This is a genomic window from Draconibacterium orientale (genome assembly GCF_900111425.1).
In the GTDB taxonomy this organism is placed as follows: Bacteria; Bacteroidota; Bacteroidia; order Bacteroidales; family Prolixibacteraceae; genus Draconibacterium; species Draconibacterium orientale.
The window spans coordinates 1-15,594 of record NZ_FOHT01000011.1; the positions used below are offsets into that span (position 1 = coordinate 1).

16 protein-coding genes and 1 tRNA gene are annotated in these 15,594 nt (G+C 38.9%); 5 read left to right on the top strand and 12 right to left on the bottom strand.

Annotation, left to right across the window (positions count from 1 at the left end; genetic code table 11):
• Nucleotides 1-285: 285 nt before the first annotated feature.
• The 3 genes from BMW53_RS21375 to BMW53_RS07670 form a co-directional block, all read right to left on the bottom strand.
• Nucleotides 286-531: a tyrosine-type recombinase/integrase gene (locus BMW53_RS21375; protein WP_081804911.1), complete on the bottom strand. Its 246-nt coding sequence runs from the start codon at nt 529-531 to the stop codon at nt 286-288.
• Between the two features lie 132 nt (nt 532-663).
• Entirely contained in the window at nt 664-1,671 is a 1,008-nt protein-coding gene (locus BMW53_RS07665) for a DUF3871 family protein (protein ID WP_038562427.1), read from the bottom strand.
• Complete coding sequence (locus tag BMW53_RS07670) at nt 1,652-2,512, bottom strand: AAA family ATPase (protein WP_038562431.1); 861 nt, start codon at nt 2,510-2,512, stop codon at nt 1,652-1,654. The genes BMW53_RS07665 and BMW53_RS07670 overlap by 20 nt, the downstream gene beginning before the upstream one ends.
• A 376-nt stretch (nt 2,513-2,888) precedes the next feature.
• On the opposite strand from BMW53_RS07670, the gene BMW53_RS07675 reads away from it, so the two are divergent.
• Nucleotides 2,889-3,263 (top strand): cupin domain-containing protein, encoded by a 375-nt coding sequence (locus BMW53_RS07675; RefSeq protein WP_038562434.1) that lies wholly within the window; start codon nt 2,889-2,891, stop codon nt 3,261-3,263.
• A gap of 397 nt (nt 3,264-3,660) precedes the next feature.
• On the opposite strand, the gene BMW53_RS07680 is transcribed toward BMW53_RS07675, so the two are convergent.
• From BMW53_RS07680 to asnA, 4 genes are all read right to left on the bottom strand, one after another.
• Nucleotides 3,661-4,050 (bottom strand): hypothetical protein, encoded by a 390-nt coding sequence (locus BMW53_RS07680; protein ID WP_074780449.1) that lies wholly within the window; start codon nt 4,048-4,050, stop codon nt 3,661-3,663.
• 414 nt (nt 4,051-4,464) lie between these two features.
• Entirely contained in the window at nt 4,465-5,820 is a 1,356-nt protein-coding gene (locus tag BMW53_RS07685; protein ID WP_074780453.1) for a hypothetical protein, read from the bottom strand.
• Between the two features lie 225 nt (nt 5,821-6,045).
• Nucleotides 6,046-6,122: transfer RNA gene (locus BMW53_RS07690), tRNA-Arg, on the bottom strand.
• 389 nt (nt 6,123-6,511) lie between these two features.
• On the bottom strand, nt 6,512-7,546 hold the full coding sequence (gene asnA / locus BMW53_RS07700; protein ID WP_038562453.1) for an aspartate--ammonia ligase: 1,035 nt from the start codon (nt 7,544-7,546) through the stop codon (nt 6,512-6,514).
• 233 nt (nt 7,547-7,779) lie between these two features.
• Between asnA and BMW53_RS07705 the strand changes: the two genes are divergently transcribed.
• Both BMW53_RS07705 and BMW53_RS07710 read left to right on the top strand, forming a co-directional pair.
• On the top strand, nt 7,780-8,949 hold the full coding sequence (locus tag BMW53_RS07705; RefSeq protein ID WP_038562456.1) for an MFS transporter: 1,170 nt from the start codon (nt 7,780-7,782) through the stop codon (nt 8,947-8,949).
• 5 nt (nt 8,950-8,954) lie between these two features.
• Nucleotides 8,955-9,575 (top strand): HAD family hydrolase, encoded by a 621-nt coding sequence (locus tag BMW53_RS07710; RefSeq protein WP_038562459.1) that lies wholly within the window; start codon nt 8,955-8,957, stop codon nt 9,573-9,575.
• Here the strand turns inward: BMW53_RS07710 and BMW53_RS07715 are convergent.
• On the bottom strand, nt 9,572-10,354 hold the full coding sequence (locus BMW53_RS07715; protein ID WP_245749021.1) for an MBL fold metallo-hydrolase: 783 nt from the start codon (nt 10,352-10,354) through the stop codon (nt 9,572-9,574). The two genes, BMW53_RS07710 and BMW53_RS07715, sit on opposite strands and share 4 nt — an antisense overlap.
• A 70-nt stretch (nt 10,355-10,424) precedes the next feature.
• On the opposite strand from BMW53_RS07715, the gene BMW53_RS07720 reads away from it, so the two are divergent.
• Together BMW53_RS07720 and BMW53_RS07725 are read left to right on the top strand one after the other, a co-directional pair.
• Nucleotides 10,425-11,126, top strand: coding sequence for an SAM-dependent methyltransferase (locus tag BMW53_RS07720; RefSeq protein WP_038562462.1), 702 nt, complete (start codon nt 10,425-10,427; stop codon nt 11,124-11,126).
• Nucleotides 11,127-11,334: 208 nt separating this feature from the next.
• Complete coding sequence (locus BMW53_RS07725) at nt 11,335-12,093, top strand: transposase (protein WP_051568058.1); 759 nt, start codon at nt 11,335-11,337, stop codon at nt 12,091-12,093.
• A 130-nt stretch (nt 12,094-12,223) separates the two neighbouring features.
• Here BMW53_RS07725 and BMW53_RS20915 read toward each other — a convergent pair whose 3' ends face one another.
• The 4 genes from BMW53_RS20915 to BMW53_RS07745 all read right to left on the bottom strand — a co-directional run bounded on the left by BMW53_RS20915 (nt 12,224) and on the right by BMW53_RS07745 (nt 15,460).
• Nucleotides 12,224-13,297 carry an NUDIX domain-containing protein gene (locus BMW53_RS20915; RefSeq protein WP_074780460.1) on the bottom strand — a complete coding sequence of 358 codons (1,074 nt, stop codon included), beginning with the start codon at nt 13,295-13,297 and terminating at the stop codon, nt 12,224-12,226.
• Nucleotides 13,298-13,317: 20 nt separating this feature from the next.
• Nucleotides 13,318-13,857 carry an FKBP-type peptidyl-prolyl cis-trans isomerase gene (locus tag BMW53_RS07735; protein WP_038562464.1) on the bottom strand — a complete coding sequence of 180 codons (540 nt, stop codon included), beginning with the start codon at nt 13,855-13,857 and terminating at the stop codon, nt 13,318-13,320.
• A gap of 64 nt (nt 13,858-13,921) precedes the next feature.
• Nucleotides 13,922-14,416: an FKBP-type peptidyl-prolyl cis-trans isomerase gene (locus BMW53_RS07740; RefSeq protein WP_051568059.1), complete on the bottom strand. Its 495-nt coding sequence runs from the start codon at nt 14,414-14,416 to the stop codon at nt 13,922-13,924.
• A gap of 12 nt (nt 14,417-14,428) precedes the next feature.
• Nucleotides 14,429-15,460 (bottom strand): DHH family phosphoesterase, encoded by a 1,032-nt coding sequence (locus BMW53_RS07745; RefSeq protein ID WP_051568060.1) that lies wholly within the window; start codon nt 15,458-15,460, stop codon nt 14,429-14,431.
• Nucleotides 15,461-15,594: the final 134 nt, after the last annotated feature.

A 15,594-nucleotide genomic window follows, 5' to 3' on the forward strand; every position in this document is an offset into this window, starting at 1 on the left:
GCAGGAGTTGACAAACCGCAAACATTGTGACCGCCCGAACAGGCTTTTGTACGGGCTCTTATGAGCTTAACGCAGCCCCACCAAACAACAAAGCATAGTCAGCCCGCTTAAAAAGAGTGGGGCGTGAAAACCCACCATACCAATATTTTAAAGAACAAGTTCGCATACTAACGATAACCCCCAAACGCTGCACCATAACGTACATGGAACCCAACAAGTTGGGTTATATTTCTTTTAGTGGGTTGGGTTATATTGCCAATCTGGGTGTGTAACCCAACCTTTTTGCTAAAGTAGTTCATCTAATGGATTTTTATAGTTTTTAAAATTATGCTCCGAAACATGCGTGTAGCGTTGTGTGGTTTTAACGCTTTCGAGGCCTAACCAGGCTTGTATAAAGTGAATATCCACGCCTTGTTTCAAGTGGTTTGTCGCAAAGCTATAGTTAAACTTATATGCGTATACCCGTTTACTAGAAATCCTTCGGTTATTGTGAGTATAGTTTGAAGGCAATATTTGAAGCTTGTCAGTCACATCAGTAAAGTTTTGTTAAAAATAATTATACTGTTAATAGTATCAAACTTTTGTGCCAATTTTCTTCGATACTTGATTGTAAAACTGTCCATCCGTCCATTTCTATTAGGATTACGGATGGATGGACAAGGTTTAACTCACAAACCAATGATGCTTATTCAATTCAATAGCCTCATTTAGTCCACCAACAAAACTTTGACATCTAACATTCCTGTCAAGGAAATTATCAATATAGCTCATTTTATTGGCTCCTGTAAACAGGTTGTAAAGTTTCCAGAGGTTGATGTTCCCAAGATCATTTCTACAGAATGATTCATCAGAATAGTAATCCTTAACCACAAGATTCACCTGCCCATCAGAAAGTGGGAACTGAGGTAGTTCCTTCTTATTCTTGTAAGGCATATTTTGGTACATTCTAGCCCTGCCAATAATTTGTGCAAATTGCTGTTCTGTTATCATTGTCTGTGGAAGAGAGTTAAACTTCTCAATTTCCTTGTACACATTGAAATTCCCCATCAGGTTAAATGCAGCATTTGCCAGTTCTGCAACAGTTCTCACTTTTACATCTGTTTTAAAGCCATCTGTTGAAATACACAAGTTTGTGCATACACTGTTTTTAAAGCCAATAAAGAGTTTAAAACGTTCTTCAGACTTCTTGGAATATAAGTTCTCAAGGTTGTAGGCACGTACTCCTCCTATAGTGAGATTTAAGCTATTTTCAGCCACTCTATCATTGATTGATGGTATTTCAATAGCAAATGCCATGCGCTCAAAATACAGCGTTTTTTCGTGCTCTAAAAGCTCTTTAGCAGGTTTCCCTACAGCTGTTGGAATCCTGCCTTTGATAGGATGTGAAACTCTTACAGCAGGCTTTAAAATCTGTTCACCACCAAATATTTTTTCAGTAACTATTGATACTGTTTCAATAAATTCCTGATGGCTGATGGTGCTTTCGTTGTCTTTTGCAAATACCGGTATGGTGTGCTTGCTAGCAATATCTTCCAAACTCATTGGTTTGGTATTTGCAGCCATAAAATGTACATCACTTGTTTCCTGTGTTGATTCTTTTATAGGTTCAACATCTTCTACAATAGGATTGACCATTCGCTGATCTGTTTCATTAACTTTTTTCAATTCCATTTCCACTAATTTTTGATGTGCTTAAAGTTTGTTTTTCAATGTGTTCCTTTCGCTGAATAGCAAGCGGTTCAATTTGTGTTCTGAAATCTGGATATTGGCGAATGATGTCACGTAATTGATCGATGGAGGTAGCCTCATTAACCAATTTTATCACTTGCTCTACAGAAACACCGGCATTACACCATTTCAAAATCCGTTTACCGTAACCTGGCGTAATAACATTCTCCGGTTTATCCATGAATAACCCGGTTCTATCCTTTGTTGCTTTTGCATGATGTGAAATATCAAGATCAAATACCACCGTAAACTCGTAATCCATACCTTCTCTTGTTACTCCTTTTAACCCGACTTTTTCAGGCACCATCTTCCCATTCTTTTCTGTAAGGGTGTAATCCTGCTTACTTCTAATGGTGGCAATAATGTGACAAGATGATTCAAGCATTTTTTGTACAAAAGCATTGTGACGTGGTGTAATCTTAGACCAGTTTGTAAAACTGTTACCAGCCATTTTTCCATGTTGATCCAAAATACCACCATTTCCTTCCCATTCATGTGAAACGGAATCAATAATAATCACTTCCATACCTGCTTCTTCACAAGTTTCAACGGCAGTGATATACCTCTCAGGAGTAAATGGTTTTGAGAGTTGCAGAACATTAAATTCACCTAAGTGAGCATATAAATCTGCACTGTGATTTTCAGTGTCAATAACTGCAATTTTTGACCAGTCTGTTATACCAGATGCCATTAATAATGCAGAGGTCGATTTTCCAGAGCCAGAAGGTCCCTGTAAGGCAAGCTTTATTTTTGCTTCCCTACGTTGAGCTTTTCTAATTTCCATATTAAAAAATTTAAAGTGATAGATTTTATGAATGATTACTTTGTTGGAATTGAGGGTGCTATTCCATATATTTAAAATGCATTTGGGATTCATCCCATATTGTGTGTTTGGGGGTTAACATTTAGGAAGGAGACTATTGAGTCTCCTTCTTTTTTAGACAGGCACTATTCTTTTTACTCTTATTAACGGGTAATAAAGATAATTCAGGGGGAGCTAATGAGTTACCCCTTTTTCACTGTAAAGCATTGCAAAATAATCCTCTGAAAATTTAAGGTGACCTGGCACTATTAACTTAACAATTATTAAAAAGACGAATTTGGATTTATCTTAATAACATCGTAACTTACTGTATATCAAAACATAAAATTGCCAAGTTATGAAGATTAAAAAAGAAGACATTACTGTAACCATGGAAGCACCAGGTACAATTATGCGTGCAATGGAAGGATTGGGTGGATTCACTGTATCTTATCATGAGCTACCTGAAGGAACAGATTTTACTCCACTTTTAAAAGGTTTAGCTAATGATAGCTGTCATAGTCCACATTGGGGCTATCTTTTTGAAGGGGCTATACGTGCCATTTATGATGATGGGAAAGAAGAACTCATTGAGGCTGGTGATGCTTTCTATATGCCCCCAGGACATACAGCTATTGTTGAAAAAGATGCAAAGCTATTTGATTTTAGCCCTACCAAGGAACTGAATGAAGTATTTGAAAATATAAATAAACGCATCGCTGAACTTAGCTAGATTCTGCGAATTCAGTGATCTAAGCATAGAAAATATAAGCCTCCATTTCATTTTTTCAGTGGATTTTAATTTCTCATGCATCACGGGAAATATCTTCTCAAAAAAACCTTTAAAAATACAGCAGAAAACCTGTATAAGTTATTTGTATAGATTGCAATTTCTTAAAACAAAAAAGAGAGCAATTCAGCCCTCCTTTTCATTCGCCAATTTTTTCAGTGATTCTTTATTCTTTCATCACATCTACAGGGAAAAAATCTTCTCAAAAAATAAGCATAAAAAATTCAACATAAAAACCTGTTTTATAGATGTATGATTGCGCAATATTGTCCTGTATATGCAATGATCTTTATATACATGAAAACGAAAAGACCAACATTTCTGCCAGTCCTTTCAGTTCCTAGTCAAGTGAAGGCACTGCCTGATTGTTAACATGGCTGGCCATTGTTACTTCAGGATCACCTTCGAAAATAGCTTCTTCAAGCGTTGCACCTTCTGGTAAATAAACCCAGCGATGTGCTAAGTTCAACACTTCACCAGTTTCACGGTTGGTCCACTCGTAAGGCTCACATTGTTTCTTTACAACTGATCCCGGTACCTCTTCACCAATCAATGCTTTGGCTGTACTTTCATCAAATGTACTTGGAATGCTACACTGTTTCACCGTTGCGTAATAGTTACCGGTGTTTTGTGATTTAACCAACGATAAACCACCTTGAAGGATGAGAACAAAAAATTCTGAACCATCCTTTTTCCTTTGCCTTTTGGCATAATCAATTACTGTTACCATAATTTTAAATTTTGAATTAATAATGATTTCAGCAAACCGGGGGTGACCCGATTGCTTGGTTTAGAGGTGGGGTGATGGTTGGAAGTACCTTTACCTCTCGTACACAAAGAGAATTTTCAAGAAGGAAATTTTAGCTCTGTGGAAGGGCATCAATTGATTACAATTTTTAGTTATTTGCTTATGGAATGTGCAGGTAGAAATAACTTTTTTAGTTGTGATCCGGCAGAAAAATAACCTGAAAAGTTATTTCAGAATCAATGGTTAATCTAAAAAGTTATTAAGTTGGAATTTTTGAGAATCAGATGAGCTGTATGGTTATTGCTATAAGTAATAATTGAATCTGACGAAAATTTATAATCAAGAAATTGCTATATTGTAGGGAAGGAACATAGGGCTATACACATACAAACAAAATTAATCCCAATACTCAAGCCCAAATTTCGCATTAAGCTTTGTAAAACTCTTTATTTCCTCTTTCATTACATTCTTTACGTATTTTTCATCACCTACAGTTGTTGCCACGCTGTCGTGTATTGTAAATATGGGGAGATTAGGCTTTTCAGATGCTATTCGTGAGACTACTTTCCGTAGAATAACTTCGCTTTCGATTCTTTGCAATATATGGGCAAGGGCAGTATGATTTTTCCGCTTAATCAGCTTGAATATTTGATAAACATCAGGGAATGATTCAGCAAATTTTTTTTTGTCCTTAGCACTAGGTTGCCCCAATACATAATTGCTTGAAAAGAGAACTTTGAAAAACATCATTTTAACTTTCTTCTTTTCAAATGCTTGATTAGGGAATAAAAGGTCACTCATCTGGTTGTAAAATTGTCCTGAGTTAACCATAGACACATATTTACCAATATCCTCATTATTAAGTTTTTGCAGCATTTTTACTACCATAATGGTAAAGGATGGTGAATTAGAGGAGGGAGAAATTAATTTGAAGGAGTGAGGAAAGTTAAAAATAGATGGTTCGCTTTCATTTTCATAAAAGTTTTTTGATAATAAGAGTTGGCTGAATAATGGTTGTGAATTTTTAATGTCCACATTTACCAGTCTTTGTCCATCAAACGTTATATAATGCCTAAGTTCCTTCTTAATGTTGGTAAGATTAGAATGAAACCTTCCAACATTATCATCTACGCTATAGTAGAAATCACCCTTTGCAAATTTTTCAATGGAATAAATTGCTTTATACCTTTTATTCCAATCACTAGGCCTTCCTTTTAATTTTCCACGGATTGGTCCACTTGGTTCTGGAAATACTTCTTCGATCTTCGCTTTAGCTCCTGTCTCATCGATTTGAAGCTTATCATTAAACCATTTGGTCAAATGTCCATAACCTTTTACCGTCTTATTGTTCTCTGCCACTAGGTCTTCTTGTTCCTTTCTTTTCTTCTTTTGCATTGGCCATGAGGTGATAGGAATTCTTTGAACACTGACTTTGTGTTCCTTATTACTGTTGATTCGGTAACCTTTAGATTTTTTACCGACAATATAGATCATGTCTGTACTTATTATTCCCCTCTTCAGCAGATAATCCAGATAGTCCTTATAATCATGTACGGCTTCCTGAAGCCTTTTTGCATTAAGGTTAATAAATCCTTCATTATTGTCCAGATCTTCCACATCCATACCTCTCGCGAGATAATCAAGGATGTAATAAAACTTATCAATCTTGTATTTGAATTCCGGAGGACGTTTTTTTAAAATGTCTTCTAAGTTGAGTGAACTAGGAATTTCCCAAAACAAATCGTTTTTCACAGATAAAGATGTAGTTTCTTCAAATGTAAGAAATGTTTAATTAAATTTTAATCAGCAGTCTGATCGTTAAAGAATGAAAATTATTTGTTAGTAGCAACTGCGAGAAAATAATCATCTGTCCGTACATAGGAACATTTTAGCTGTATGAATCAACTCAAATGTTTCACATATGTTTCACTTAAAAATAAAAAAGGATTAGATTTTCATCTAATCCCCTACTCTATTTGGTACTCCGGACGGGATTCGAACCCATGACCTACTGCTTAGAAGGCAGTTGCTCTATCCAACTGAGCTACCGGAGCGTACCATATGTTATTTTCTTTATTTCAATCTCAGGCAGTTGCTCTATCCAATACCGAAAATCTCTTTCGATTTTCGTGCATCCTCGAAAAACAATGAAATTACAAATTTCTGGTTTTTCGGGACTGAGCTACCGGAGCGTACCTTATGTTATTTTTCTTTATTTCAATCTCAGGCAGTTGCTCTATCCAATGCCGAAAATCTCTTTCGATTTTCGTGCATCCTCGAAAAACAATGAAATTACAAATTTCTGGTTTTTCGGGACTGAGCCACCGGAGCAGCCTTATTTTGCGCTGCAAAAGTATAAATCTAATCGCAAATAACAAATACCAACTCTGAAATAATTCAAATTACCCAATTTTTCAGAAATCGGTACTGTTATTTTATGCTGTTAAAGCAGATCAATTCCTGCAGCTTTACACTGTTCTATCATGGCATCGGGCCAAATGCTCGATTGAATTTCGCCAATGTGCGCTTTACGTAAAAAGTACATGCACAAACGCGATTGCCCTATACCACCACCAATAGTAAGCGGCAGTTCACCGTTCAGCAATTTTTTATGCCACAACATTTCTTTACGGTCTTCTGCATTGCGTATTTTAAGTTGCTCGAGCAATGCTGCTTTATCCACACGAATTCCCATCGACGAAATTTCGAAAGCCCTGTCTAACACATTATTCCAAAGTATAATATCGCCGTTCAATCCTTTAAAACCATTTACGGTTTCCGTATTCCAATCGTCGTAATCGGGTGCTCTTCCGTCATGAATCTCGCCGTTAGGCATTTCGCCACCAATACCTATAACGAAAATAGCTCCGTGTTTTTTGGCTTCTGTGGTTTCGCGCTCAAAAGGCGTTAAATTCGGATATTTTGCCGCCAACTCCTCGGTATGGATAAAAGTAATCTCTTCGGGCAATTCTGCTTTAATTACAGGAAAAGCTTCGCTTAGTAAAAACTCGGTTCGAACAAGGGCCGAATAAATTTTTCGCACGATAGCTTTTAAGAAATCAAGGTTTCGCTGTTCGCGCGAAATAACACGTTCCCAGTCCCACTGATCGACATACAGGGAGTGAATATTTGTCAGTTCTTCATCGGGGCGAATGGCGTTCATATCGGTATAAAGCCCGAATCCTTCTTCTATTCTCAGGTCGGCCAAAGCCATTCGTTTCCACTTGGCAAGCGACTGTACTATTTCTGCCTTTTCTTCATTCAGGTCTTTCATCGGAAACGACACCGGACGCTCGATACCGTTCAAATCGTCGTTTATTCCGGTTCCCTGCTTTACAAATAACGGCGCGGTTACCCTGCGCAAACGTAGTTCGGCAGCCAGGTTCTCCTGAAAAAAATCTTTAATTAATTTAATCGCCTGCTCGGTTTGTTGTACATTTAAAACCGACTGGTAGCCTTCTGGAATTGTAAGTTTCATCTTATAATTTTTTCGAAAAACCATGCATACAGCTCTTAATTTGTGTTTTTTGCACCGTTTCTCCTACACAATTTCTTGTGTTGTTAATACTTTTAAATCATTTTGTCTGTGAAAGCAAAAATATAAATCTGCTAACAATCTAAAAGCTTTTTTATCTTTAATCTTAAAATTCATAACATTTCAATCCAAAAAGCCGGAATAAAAATGTAAACATTATTTTTGCGCCTGAAAAAATGGCAAATTTCAGTAAAAATATTCCGCGCCTTTACCTCATAAAAATCTCGAAATGGTTTAATATGGTAATGCCCATAATGTTGCTTTTTTATAAAAGTAACGGACTGGGATCGTACGAATTATTTGTGCTAAAAGCCATTTACTCGGTTGCTGTGGTTATTATGGAAATCCCATCGGGGTGGATGGCCGATGTTTGGGGACGCAAAAAAACGCTTATTCTTGGAAGCATTTTAGGAAGCCTTGGTTTTCTGATTTACAGTTTTTCCTATGAATTTTGGGCTTTCGCTGCTGCCGAAATCGTACTGGGCATAGGGCTTTCGTTTATTTCGGGAGCCGATTCGGCCTTACTTTACGATAGCTTAAAAGCCGATAACAAAACGGATAAATACACACGCGAAGAGGGACGAATAACTTCTGCCGGAAATTTTGCCGAGGCCATAGCCGGCGTGGTGAGTGGCCTGTTGGTTTATTTTAGTTTGCGAACACCGTTCTATTTTCAGTTTGGAGTAGCAACGCTGGCAATTCCTGCGGCATTTACACTTATCGAGCCCAAAGTACATGCTGTGGAGCATGTGCATTCCATCAGGAAATTAATTAAGAATATCAAAAACTCGCTGGTTTCGAACACAAACCTTCGGGTTGCCATTTTGCTTTCGGCGCTTACCGGAACCGCCACCCTCACCTTTGCCTGGTTGGTTCAACCCTTTTTTGTGGCTATCGGTTTACCCGAAGAGTTATTCGGAATATTTTGGACAGCCCTTAATTTAAGCGTTGGCATTTCTTCGGTTTTTGCCTATAAAGTTGAATTATTTCTGGGAAAACGCCGGTCGGTTTTAGCTGTTATTGTTTTGCTGTCGCTGGGCTATTTCTTTGCAGGAATCTCCATCTCTTACTATGGATTTGTATTCCTGTTCCTCTTTTATCTGGTGCGTGGTTTGGCTACTCCTATCTTTAAGAATTACATTAACCTATACACCGACAGCGAGGTGCGGGCAACCATGCTTTCGGTCAGAAATTTTATTATTCGTATGGCTTTTGCCGGCATTGGGCCACTGCTGGGATGGATTACCGACAATGTGAGTTTAAATAAGGCATTTTTACTGGCAGGAATCATTTATATTGTTGCAGCAACAGCGGTTTCGCTACCGTGGTTACGAACAAAAAGATAAGAAAAATGAGCAAATCGGTACTGATATTCGATCTTGATAATACGATTTATCCGGTAAGTTCGATAGCTGAAAAGTTATTTGAAAAGCTTTTTGCTGTTATCGAAAAAAGTGGTGAATATGATGGAGACTTTGAAGCCGTGAAACTGGAAATACAACGCACACCATTTCAGAAAGTAGCCGGCGCATTTTCGTTTAGCGAGCAATTGCTGAAAGATTGTATGGAAGTACACATCAACCTGACTTACAAAGATCCGATGCAGTATTTCCCTGATTATGAATTGGTGCAAAAACTGCCACAAACAAAGTTTTTGGTTACTTCGGGTTTCAGCAAACTGCAACACAGCAAGATCGATAACCTCGGCATTCGCAACGATTTTGAAGAAATAGTAATTCTCGATCTGCAAGAAACTAACGACACGAAGAAGGATATTTTCAGACGGCTTCTTGATAAATACCAACTACCAAAAGAACAAGTTTTGATTGTTGGCGATGATATTAATTCAGAAATTCAGGCCGGAAAAGAACTTGGAATCGATACGGTCATTTATGATCGCCTGGAAAAATATACCGACTTAAATTTCGCTAACAAAATCGACAATTTTGCCGGGCTCACGAAGTTTCTTTAAAGCTCCAGTTTTAATCCGTCATAGGCCAGAAAAACATTTTCCGGCAGCTCTTTCATCACATCGTCGTGCTTTCCAAAAGCATGACTAATGTGCGTAAGATAGGTTTGTTCCGGTTTAATCCGATCAACAATTTCCAGCACTTCTGCCAGGTTAAAATGCGACAGGTGCTTTTCTTTTCGCAGGCAATTTATAATCAGAATTTTTGTTCCCTCCATCTTTGCCAACTCACTATCTTCTATAAAATTAGTATCGGTTATGTAGGTTAAATCGCCCACGCGGTAACCATAAACCGGCAATTTATGATGCCAGCAGCGAATTGGCACAAACTCAACGCCATCAATAGCGAACGGCTCATTGTCAACCTTTCGCAATTCCATCTTCGGGATACCCGGATATTTAAACGAAGCAAATACATAATTAAAAATGCGCTTGATCGCTTTTTGCACCCGCTCTTCCGCATAAATTTCCATGTGGTTTTTCTGCACCCAGTTGTACGACCGGATATCATCCAATCCAAAAATATGATCAACATGCTCGTGTGTCAACAAAATCGCCCGAAGCGTTTTTACCATTTCACGCAACATCTGCTGACGGAAATCAGGCCCCGCATCAATCACAAAATTCTTATCGTTTATCGTTAACAGTAGTGAGGATCGTAGCCGTTTATCTTTCGGGTTTGTTGAGGCACAAACGTCGCAGTCGCATGCAACAACCGGTACTCCCTGCGAAGTGCCCGTTCCGAGTAAAGTTGCTTTTATTTTTATTGAAGGATTTGCCATTTCGGGTAAAATTAACAAAAGCAGTTGTGAAATAACAAGAATCACTACTTTTGCAAAAATCTTTTAACGAATGGCAACACTTTATCTCGTACCGAATGTTCTGGCCGATGGCGACTGGCAAACCGTTTTACCTGCCCGGGTAGAACCGATTTTAAGCAATACCAAATATTTTATTGTAGAAAATATACGCACGGCACGGCGATTTATGAAACAGGTAAACCGCGAGATAAATATTGACGAGTGCACGTTTTACGAAATTAACAAACGTACCAATGCTGCTGATTTGCCGCGCTTTTTAATGCCGGTTAACGATGGACATGATGTGGCGGTACTTTCCGAAGCCGGCTGCCCGGGTGTTGCCGATCCTGGTGCCGATGTGGTAAAAATAGCCCATCAAAAAGGTATAAAAGTAGTACCGATTGTTGGGCCTTCGTCAATTCTTTTGGCGCTGATGGCCTCGGGAATGAACGGGCAGAATTTTGCTTTTAAAGGGTATTTGCCCGTAAAACCACAGGAGCGGATAAAAGAACTTCAAAACCTGGAAAAAACAATCAGAAACAAGCGGCAAACGCAGATTTTTATCGAAACACCATACCGCAACAATCAACTGGTAAGCGATATTTTAAAATCATGCTCGCCTTCCACCTTATTTTGTATTGCGGCCAATATTACCGGTGAAAATGAATTCATCCAAACCAAATCTGTTCAGGAGTGGAAAAAGGCCGGCGTACCTGATTTGCATAAACAACCAGTAATCTTCTTGCTGGGGTAAACTTCGGTTCGGGAATAGCGGTTTTTAACCGCCGGGACGGGAAATTTTCAACTTCCAAATAGTCGCGGCATCGGGATCGGAAGTTTGGAACTTCCACAAGAAAATCACGGTTATAAACCGCGAATCCCGGGATAGGAAGTTTATAACTTCCGTTCGAATTCCAGCGGTTGGAAACCGCTGTTCCCAATTTTTCTTTGTAATTTGCTTTATGCAAAAGAAAGAATTCTACAAACATATTCTGCCTCATTTTCAACAGCCTGGTCAGGCTTACTTCGTTACCTGGTGTTTAAAAGATGCTGTTCCTGTAAAAGCAGTGGCGAAATATTCGGAAAAGCTCGAATTACTAAAACATCAGATTGATTTTCATCGGGATCGGAAGTTTGGAACTTCCTGTAGAAAATCGCGGATACAAACCGCGAATCCCCAAAGCCGGGAACGGAGGTTTTTAGCTTCAGAATATCAGTGGTTGGAAACCGCTGGTTCATTGAAGGAACTCAAAAAAGAATATTATTCACTACGCCAAAAACACTTTAAGGCATTTGATAAATACCTTGATGTTCAGCAGAACGCAAAAATTGATTTATGTAAAAAACAAAATCTGGAAATAATGATGGAAGCCTTAAACTTCTGGCAGGGAAAAAGGCTGGAAAATGAAGCCTTTTGTATCATGTCTAATCATGTTCACTGGGTGTTCCAGTTGTTTGAAAAGGACGATAATGACAAGCCGGTTTATTTGCAGGATATTATGCATTCGGTAAAACGTTTTTCAGCGAATAGGATAAACAAAAACGAAAAAAGAACTGGGGCTTTATGGCAAAAAGAAAGTTTTGATACTACGATCAGGAATGAAAAACACATGTACAATGTTATTGAATACACTCTGAATAATCCGGTAAATGCAGGGCTGGTAAATAACAGAGAAGATTGGCCTGGAATAGGGATTAGAGGTTTTCAACCTCCGGTATAAACGCGGTTGTAAACCGCGAATCCCAGGGCCGGTATCGGGATTGGAAGTTTACAACTTCCGAAGATAATCGTTGATACTATTCACTGATTCCGACACAGGAAGTTTATAACTTCTGTTCGAAATTCAGCGGTTATAAACCACCTATACCTAACTCACATAGCATTCGGAATTCCACCTCGAAATTGGGAGTAAAAACAGCCTTTGCCAAATTTTTCTCTACCTGTTTTTTTGTCCAGAAACGAAGTTCTTCCACTTCGTTCGACTGGATGCCAAACCCCTTATAATCGTAAGTCGTAAACAGGTAAATCAGTTCGGCTTCCACCTCCGATTCCCATTTATATACTTTTTGCAATTTTGCCGAAAACTCTTTTAATCCGATTTCCTCAAAAACTTCTTTCTTCAGTGCTTGCTCCAGGGTCTCTCCTGCCGAAATATGACCGCCAACAGCCGTATCCCATTTTCCGGGCTGGATGAGCTTATCGACCGGTCGTTTTTGAAGAAGTATTGCCCCTTTATTATTCAGCACATGCAAATGCACCACCGGATGCAACAGCTTGCTTCCGTTATGCACCTGGCTGCGTGGTGCCTCACCGGTCAGTTTTCCCTGCTCATCAACCAACGGGACCCACTCTTCGTTGGTAAGCACCTTTTGTTTCTTTTTCTGACGGAGAATCTCGAACAAAAAATAAACGCCAAAAATGATGTAAAACAAGCCGCCACTGATAAAAGCCCAGGCTTCTTTGCTCATAAAAAAGGCCGAATAAAATACCAGAACAGTATGTGCCAGAAAGATAAAGAACAGGCTCTTCATACTTTGTCGCATTTGCTGCAGTTGAGCGGTATTAAACGCTACATCTTTCATGTAGCGCTGCCCCATCATTCCAACTATATTTATGTTTGAGAATGCTGAAATGGCCAGCACAGCAACCAGTATCAATTCGATCAGTCCGGGTTTCAGCTTGAAGAAAATATCGTTGTCGAGCAAAATGGAAACGCCGCCAAGAACCACCAGCAACAAGGTATCGAAAAGCACAAATTTTTCGAATCGTTTTTCTTTAATGGCAATCCAGGCCATTTCGGCCAAGCCTACGCCTATGGCAACAAAAAGCCCGATTTTAGTCCCCCATATTTCATCGGCAGCGATGAAAACAAACAAAGGAATAAAACCAGGCAGTAATTTCTTAAATAATTGTGCTCTGTTCATCGTAAACAATGAGCAATAAATTATTCTTCGTCGTCGGTAGCAGTTTCAAAAGGAATAACCTTGTAAACTTCAACCTCCATTAAAACCGTTTGGAAAGCACCGACAGAATACCCTGAACCACTTTGCCCATAGGCCAATTCAGAGTTAATTACTAAGCGCGATCGTGTTCCGGGCTGCATATAAAGCAAACCTTCTTCCAGTCCTTGTATCGATCCTCCGGCACCAATCGTAACCTTGTAGGGTTCATAGCGGTGTCCATCAAGATAACCACTTGTTTCGTCAACCAATAAACTGTCGGGGCCATCAATTAACGTCCAGGTTGCATAATATAGCTGAACCTGGTCGCCGGCTTTTATGGTGTCGCCTTCGCCGGTACCTGGTTCGTTAAAATAATAAAGACCAGATGCAGTTGCTTCTGCTCCCGGGTGAGCGATTGCCATGTATTCATCCAACAGTGCAAGTTCTTCATTCCTCATTTTTTGGTAATCAACTCCATTGTCGCAGGCAAAAAAGGCAACAGCTCCTAACATCAATAAAGCATATGATATTGTTTTCTTCATCTGATCTTTAATTATTTTCTGTTGTTTAAAAACAGTGTCGTTTAATTTAAATTATTCTGCAAATTTAATTATGTGGTTTTATTTCTACCATTTCTATCCAAAAAACTGTTGTTGTATTTGGTGGAATTTGGCCGGCACCATCTTCTCCATACCCCAGTTCTGAGGGAATAATTAAAAATGCAGAACCTTCTTCATCAATAAAGCGTGTTGCGTCATTCCATCCGTCAATCAAATTTTCGGAACCTAATACATACTCCCAGGTTGTCTCTCCGGTTGTTTCAAAAATGCTACCATCGATAAACCTACCGGTATATTTTACCACACAGGTATCGCCATCCTGAGGGAAAGTGCCGTTTCCGATTGAGTCGGTAATGTAATAAACACCCAGTGCTGTTGTGTCAATATCCAACCCTCTGTTGTCCAGAGTATCAAGATACGTTTTTAACAGAGCATCCTCTTCAGCTTTTGTTGGCGGAATATAAGGTTCCGGATCATCAATACACGATGCAACTGTTACTCCGATAATAATCGCCAATAATAATTTTGTAACTAATTTCATTTTTTACATTTTTTAAATAGTTGTTTCCAACAACTGATGCTTATACGCAGGTAAAAGTTGCGTGAACTTTAACAAAGTTTTTTCAAAATTCAGTTCCGATTCGCCTCCGGCTGCGTTTAAATGCCCGCCACCATTGAAATGGCTCGATGAAAATTCGTTGGCCGGAAAATTTCCTTTTGAGCGGAAAGAGGCTTTTACATATCCATCTTTTTCGATGAACAGGGCGCTGAAAACTATATTTTTTATCGATAACGGGTAATTTACAAATCCTTCGGTATCGCCGGGTTGAAAATTAAACCGTTTTAGCTCTTCTTTACTAATGCTTATTACCGCAGCCCGATACTCGGGAAAAACCTGCATTTTTTCGTTCAGGCAATAGCCAAGTAATTTCATTCGGTCGGCCGAATAATTATGAAATACCGACGATTGGATTTTATCGGTGTTTATTTCGTAATTCAGCAACCCGGAAACCACTTTAAAAGTGTTTTTCGAAATGTTGTGACTAAAACCTCCTGTATCAGTCAGAATCCCGGTATATAAGGCTTCAGCAGCCTTTTGCGACAGGTTTTCGATTAATCCCGTAGCTTCAAGCACATCAAAAACCAATTCGGCGGTTGAACTGTACGATGTTTCGGAAACCATAAAATCGCAAAACTCTGTGGGGTACGGATGATGATCGATCAATACCTTTTTATGCTCAAACTCCAGAATTTTCTTTTCCAGTTTCCCGGCACGCGAGGCTTCGTTAAAATCCACACAGATCATTGCATCGGCCTGTTTCAGCCAGCTTTTAGCTTGCTTTTTGTCTTTATTGTAAATAATTACCGGAACTTCTGAAGAAAACCATTTTAAAAACACGGGATAATCGTTTGCCGACAGTACTTTAACTTCGTGCCCAAAATCGGCAAGTACCTGCCCAAGTCCCAGTGCCGAGCCAATAGCATCGCCATCCGGATTTTCATGCGGAATAATTACCAGTTTCTTTTTTGAAGTGGCCAGCAATGCCTTAATTGATGTAATAATCTCTATGTCAGTATTTTTCAAAATTCGCAAAAATTAGAATGCGCAAAGATAAAAAATCTTACCTCGCCTGAAAACGCTAATAACCCAAATTTTGTTAATATTGTAAATGACAAGCTTTTATTAAGGGCTTGAACCAATAAACAGACAATAACTAC

Bases quoted from the DNA above. Each gene is read 5' to 3' on its own strand.
- BMW53_RS07665 (WP_038562427.1), bottom strand. From the start codon at position 1,671: ATGGAATTGAAAAAAGTTAATGAAACAGATCAGCGAATGGTCAATCCT.
- BMW53_RS07670 (WP_038562431.1), bottom strand. From the start codon at position 2,512: ATGGAAATTAGAAAAGCTCAACGTAGGGAAGCAAAAATAAAGCTTGCC.
- BMW53_RS07675 (WP_038562434.1), top strand. From the start codon at position 2,889: ATGAAGATTAAAAAAGAAGACATTACTGTAACCATGGAAGCACCAGGT.
- BMW53_RS07680 (WP_074780449.1), bottom strand. From the start codon at position 4,050: ATGGTAACAGTAATTGATTATGCCAAAAGGCAAAGGAAAAAGGATGGT.
- asnA (WP_038562453.1), bottom strand. From the start codon at position 7,546: ATGAAACTTACAATTCCAGAAGGCTACCAGTCGGTTTTAAATGTACAA.
- BMW53_RS07705 (WP_038562456.1), top strand. From the start codon at position 7,780: ATGGCAAATTTCAGTAAAAATATTCCGCGCCTTTACCTCATAAAAATC.
- BMW53_RS07710 (WP_038562459.1), top strand. From the start codon at position 8,955: ATGAGCAAATCGGTACTGATATTCGATCTTGATAATACGATTTATCCG.
- BMW53_RS07715 (WP_245749021.1), bottom strand. From the start codon at position 10,354: ATGGCAAATCCTTCAATAAAAATAAAAGCAACTTTACTCGGAACGGGC.
- BMW53_RS07720 (WP_038562462.1), top strand. From the start codon at position 10,425: ATGGCAACACTTTATCTCGTACCGAATGTTCTGGCCGATGGCGACTGG.
- BMW53_RS07725 (WP_051568058.1), top strand. From the start codon at position 11,335: ATGCAAAAGAAAGAATTCTACAAACATATTCTGCCTCATTTTCAACAG.
- BMW53_RS20915 (WP_074780460.1), bottom strand. From the start codon at position 13,297: ATGAACAGAGCACAATTATTTAAGAAATTACTGCCTGGTTTTATTCCT.
- BMW53_RS07735 (WP_038562464.1), bottom strand. From the start codon at position 13,857: ATGAAGAAAACAATATCATATGCTTTATTGATGTTAGGAGCTGTTGCC.
- BMW53_RS07740 (WP_051568059.1), bottom strand. From the start codon at position 14,416: ATGAAATTAGTTACAAAATTATTATTGGCGATTATTATCGGAGTAACA.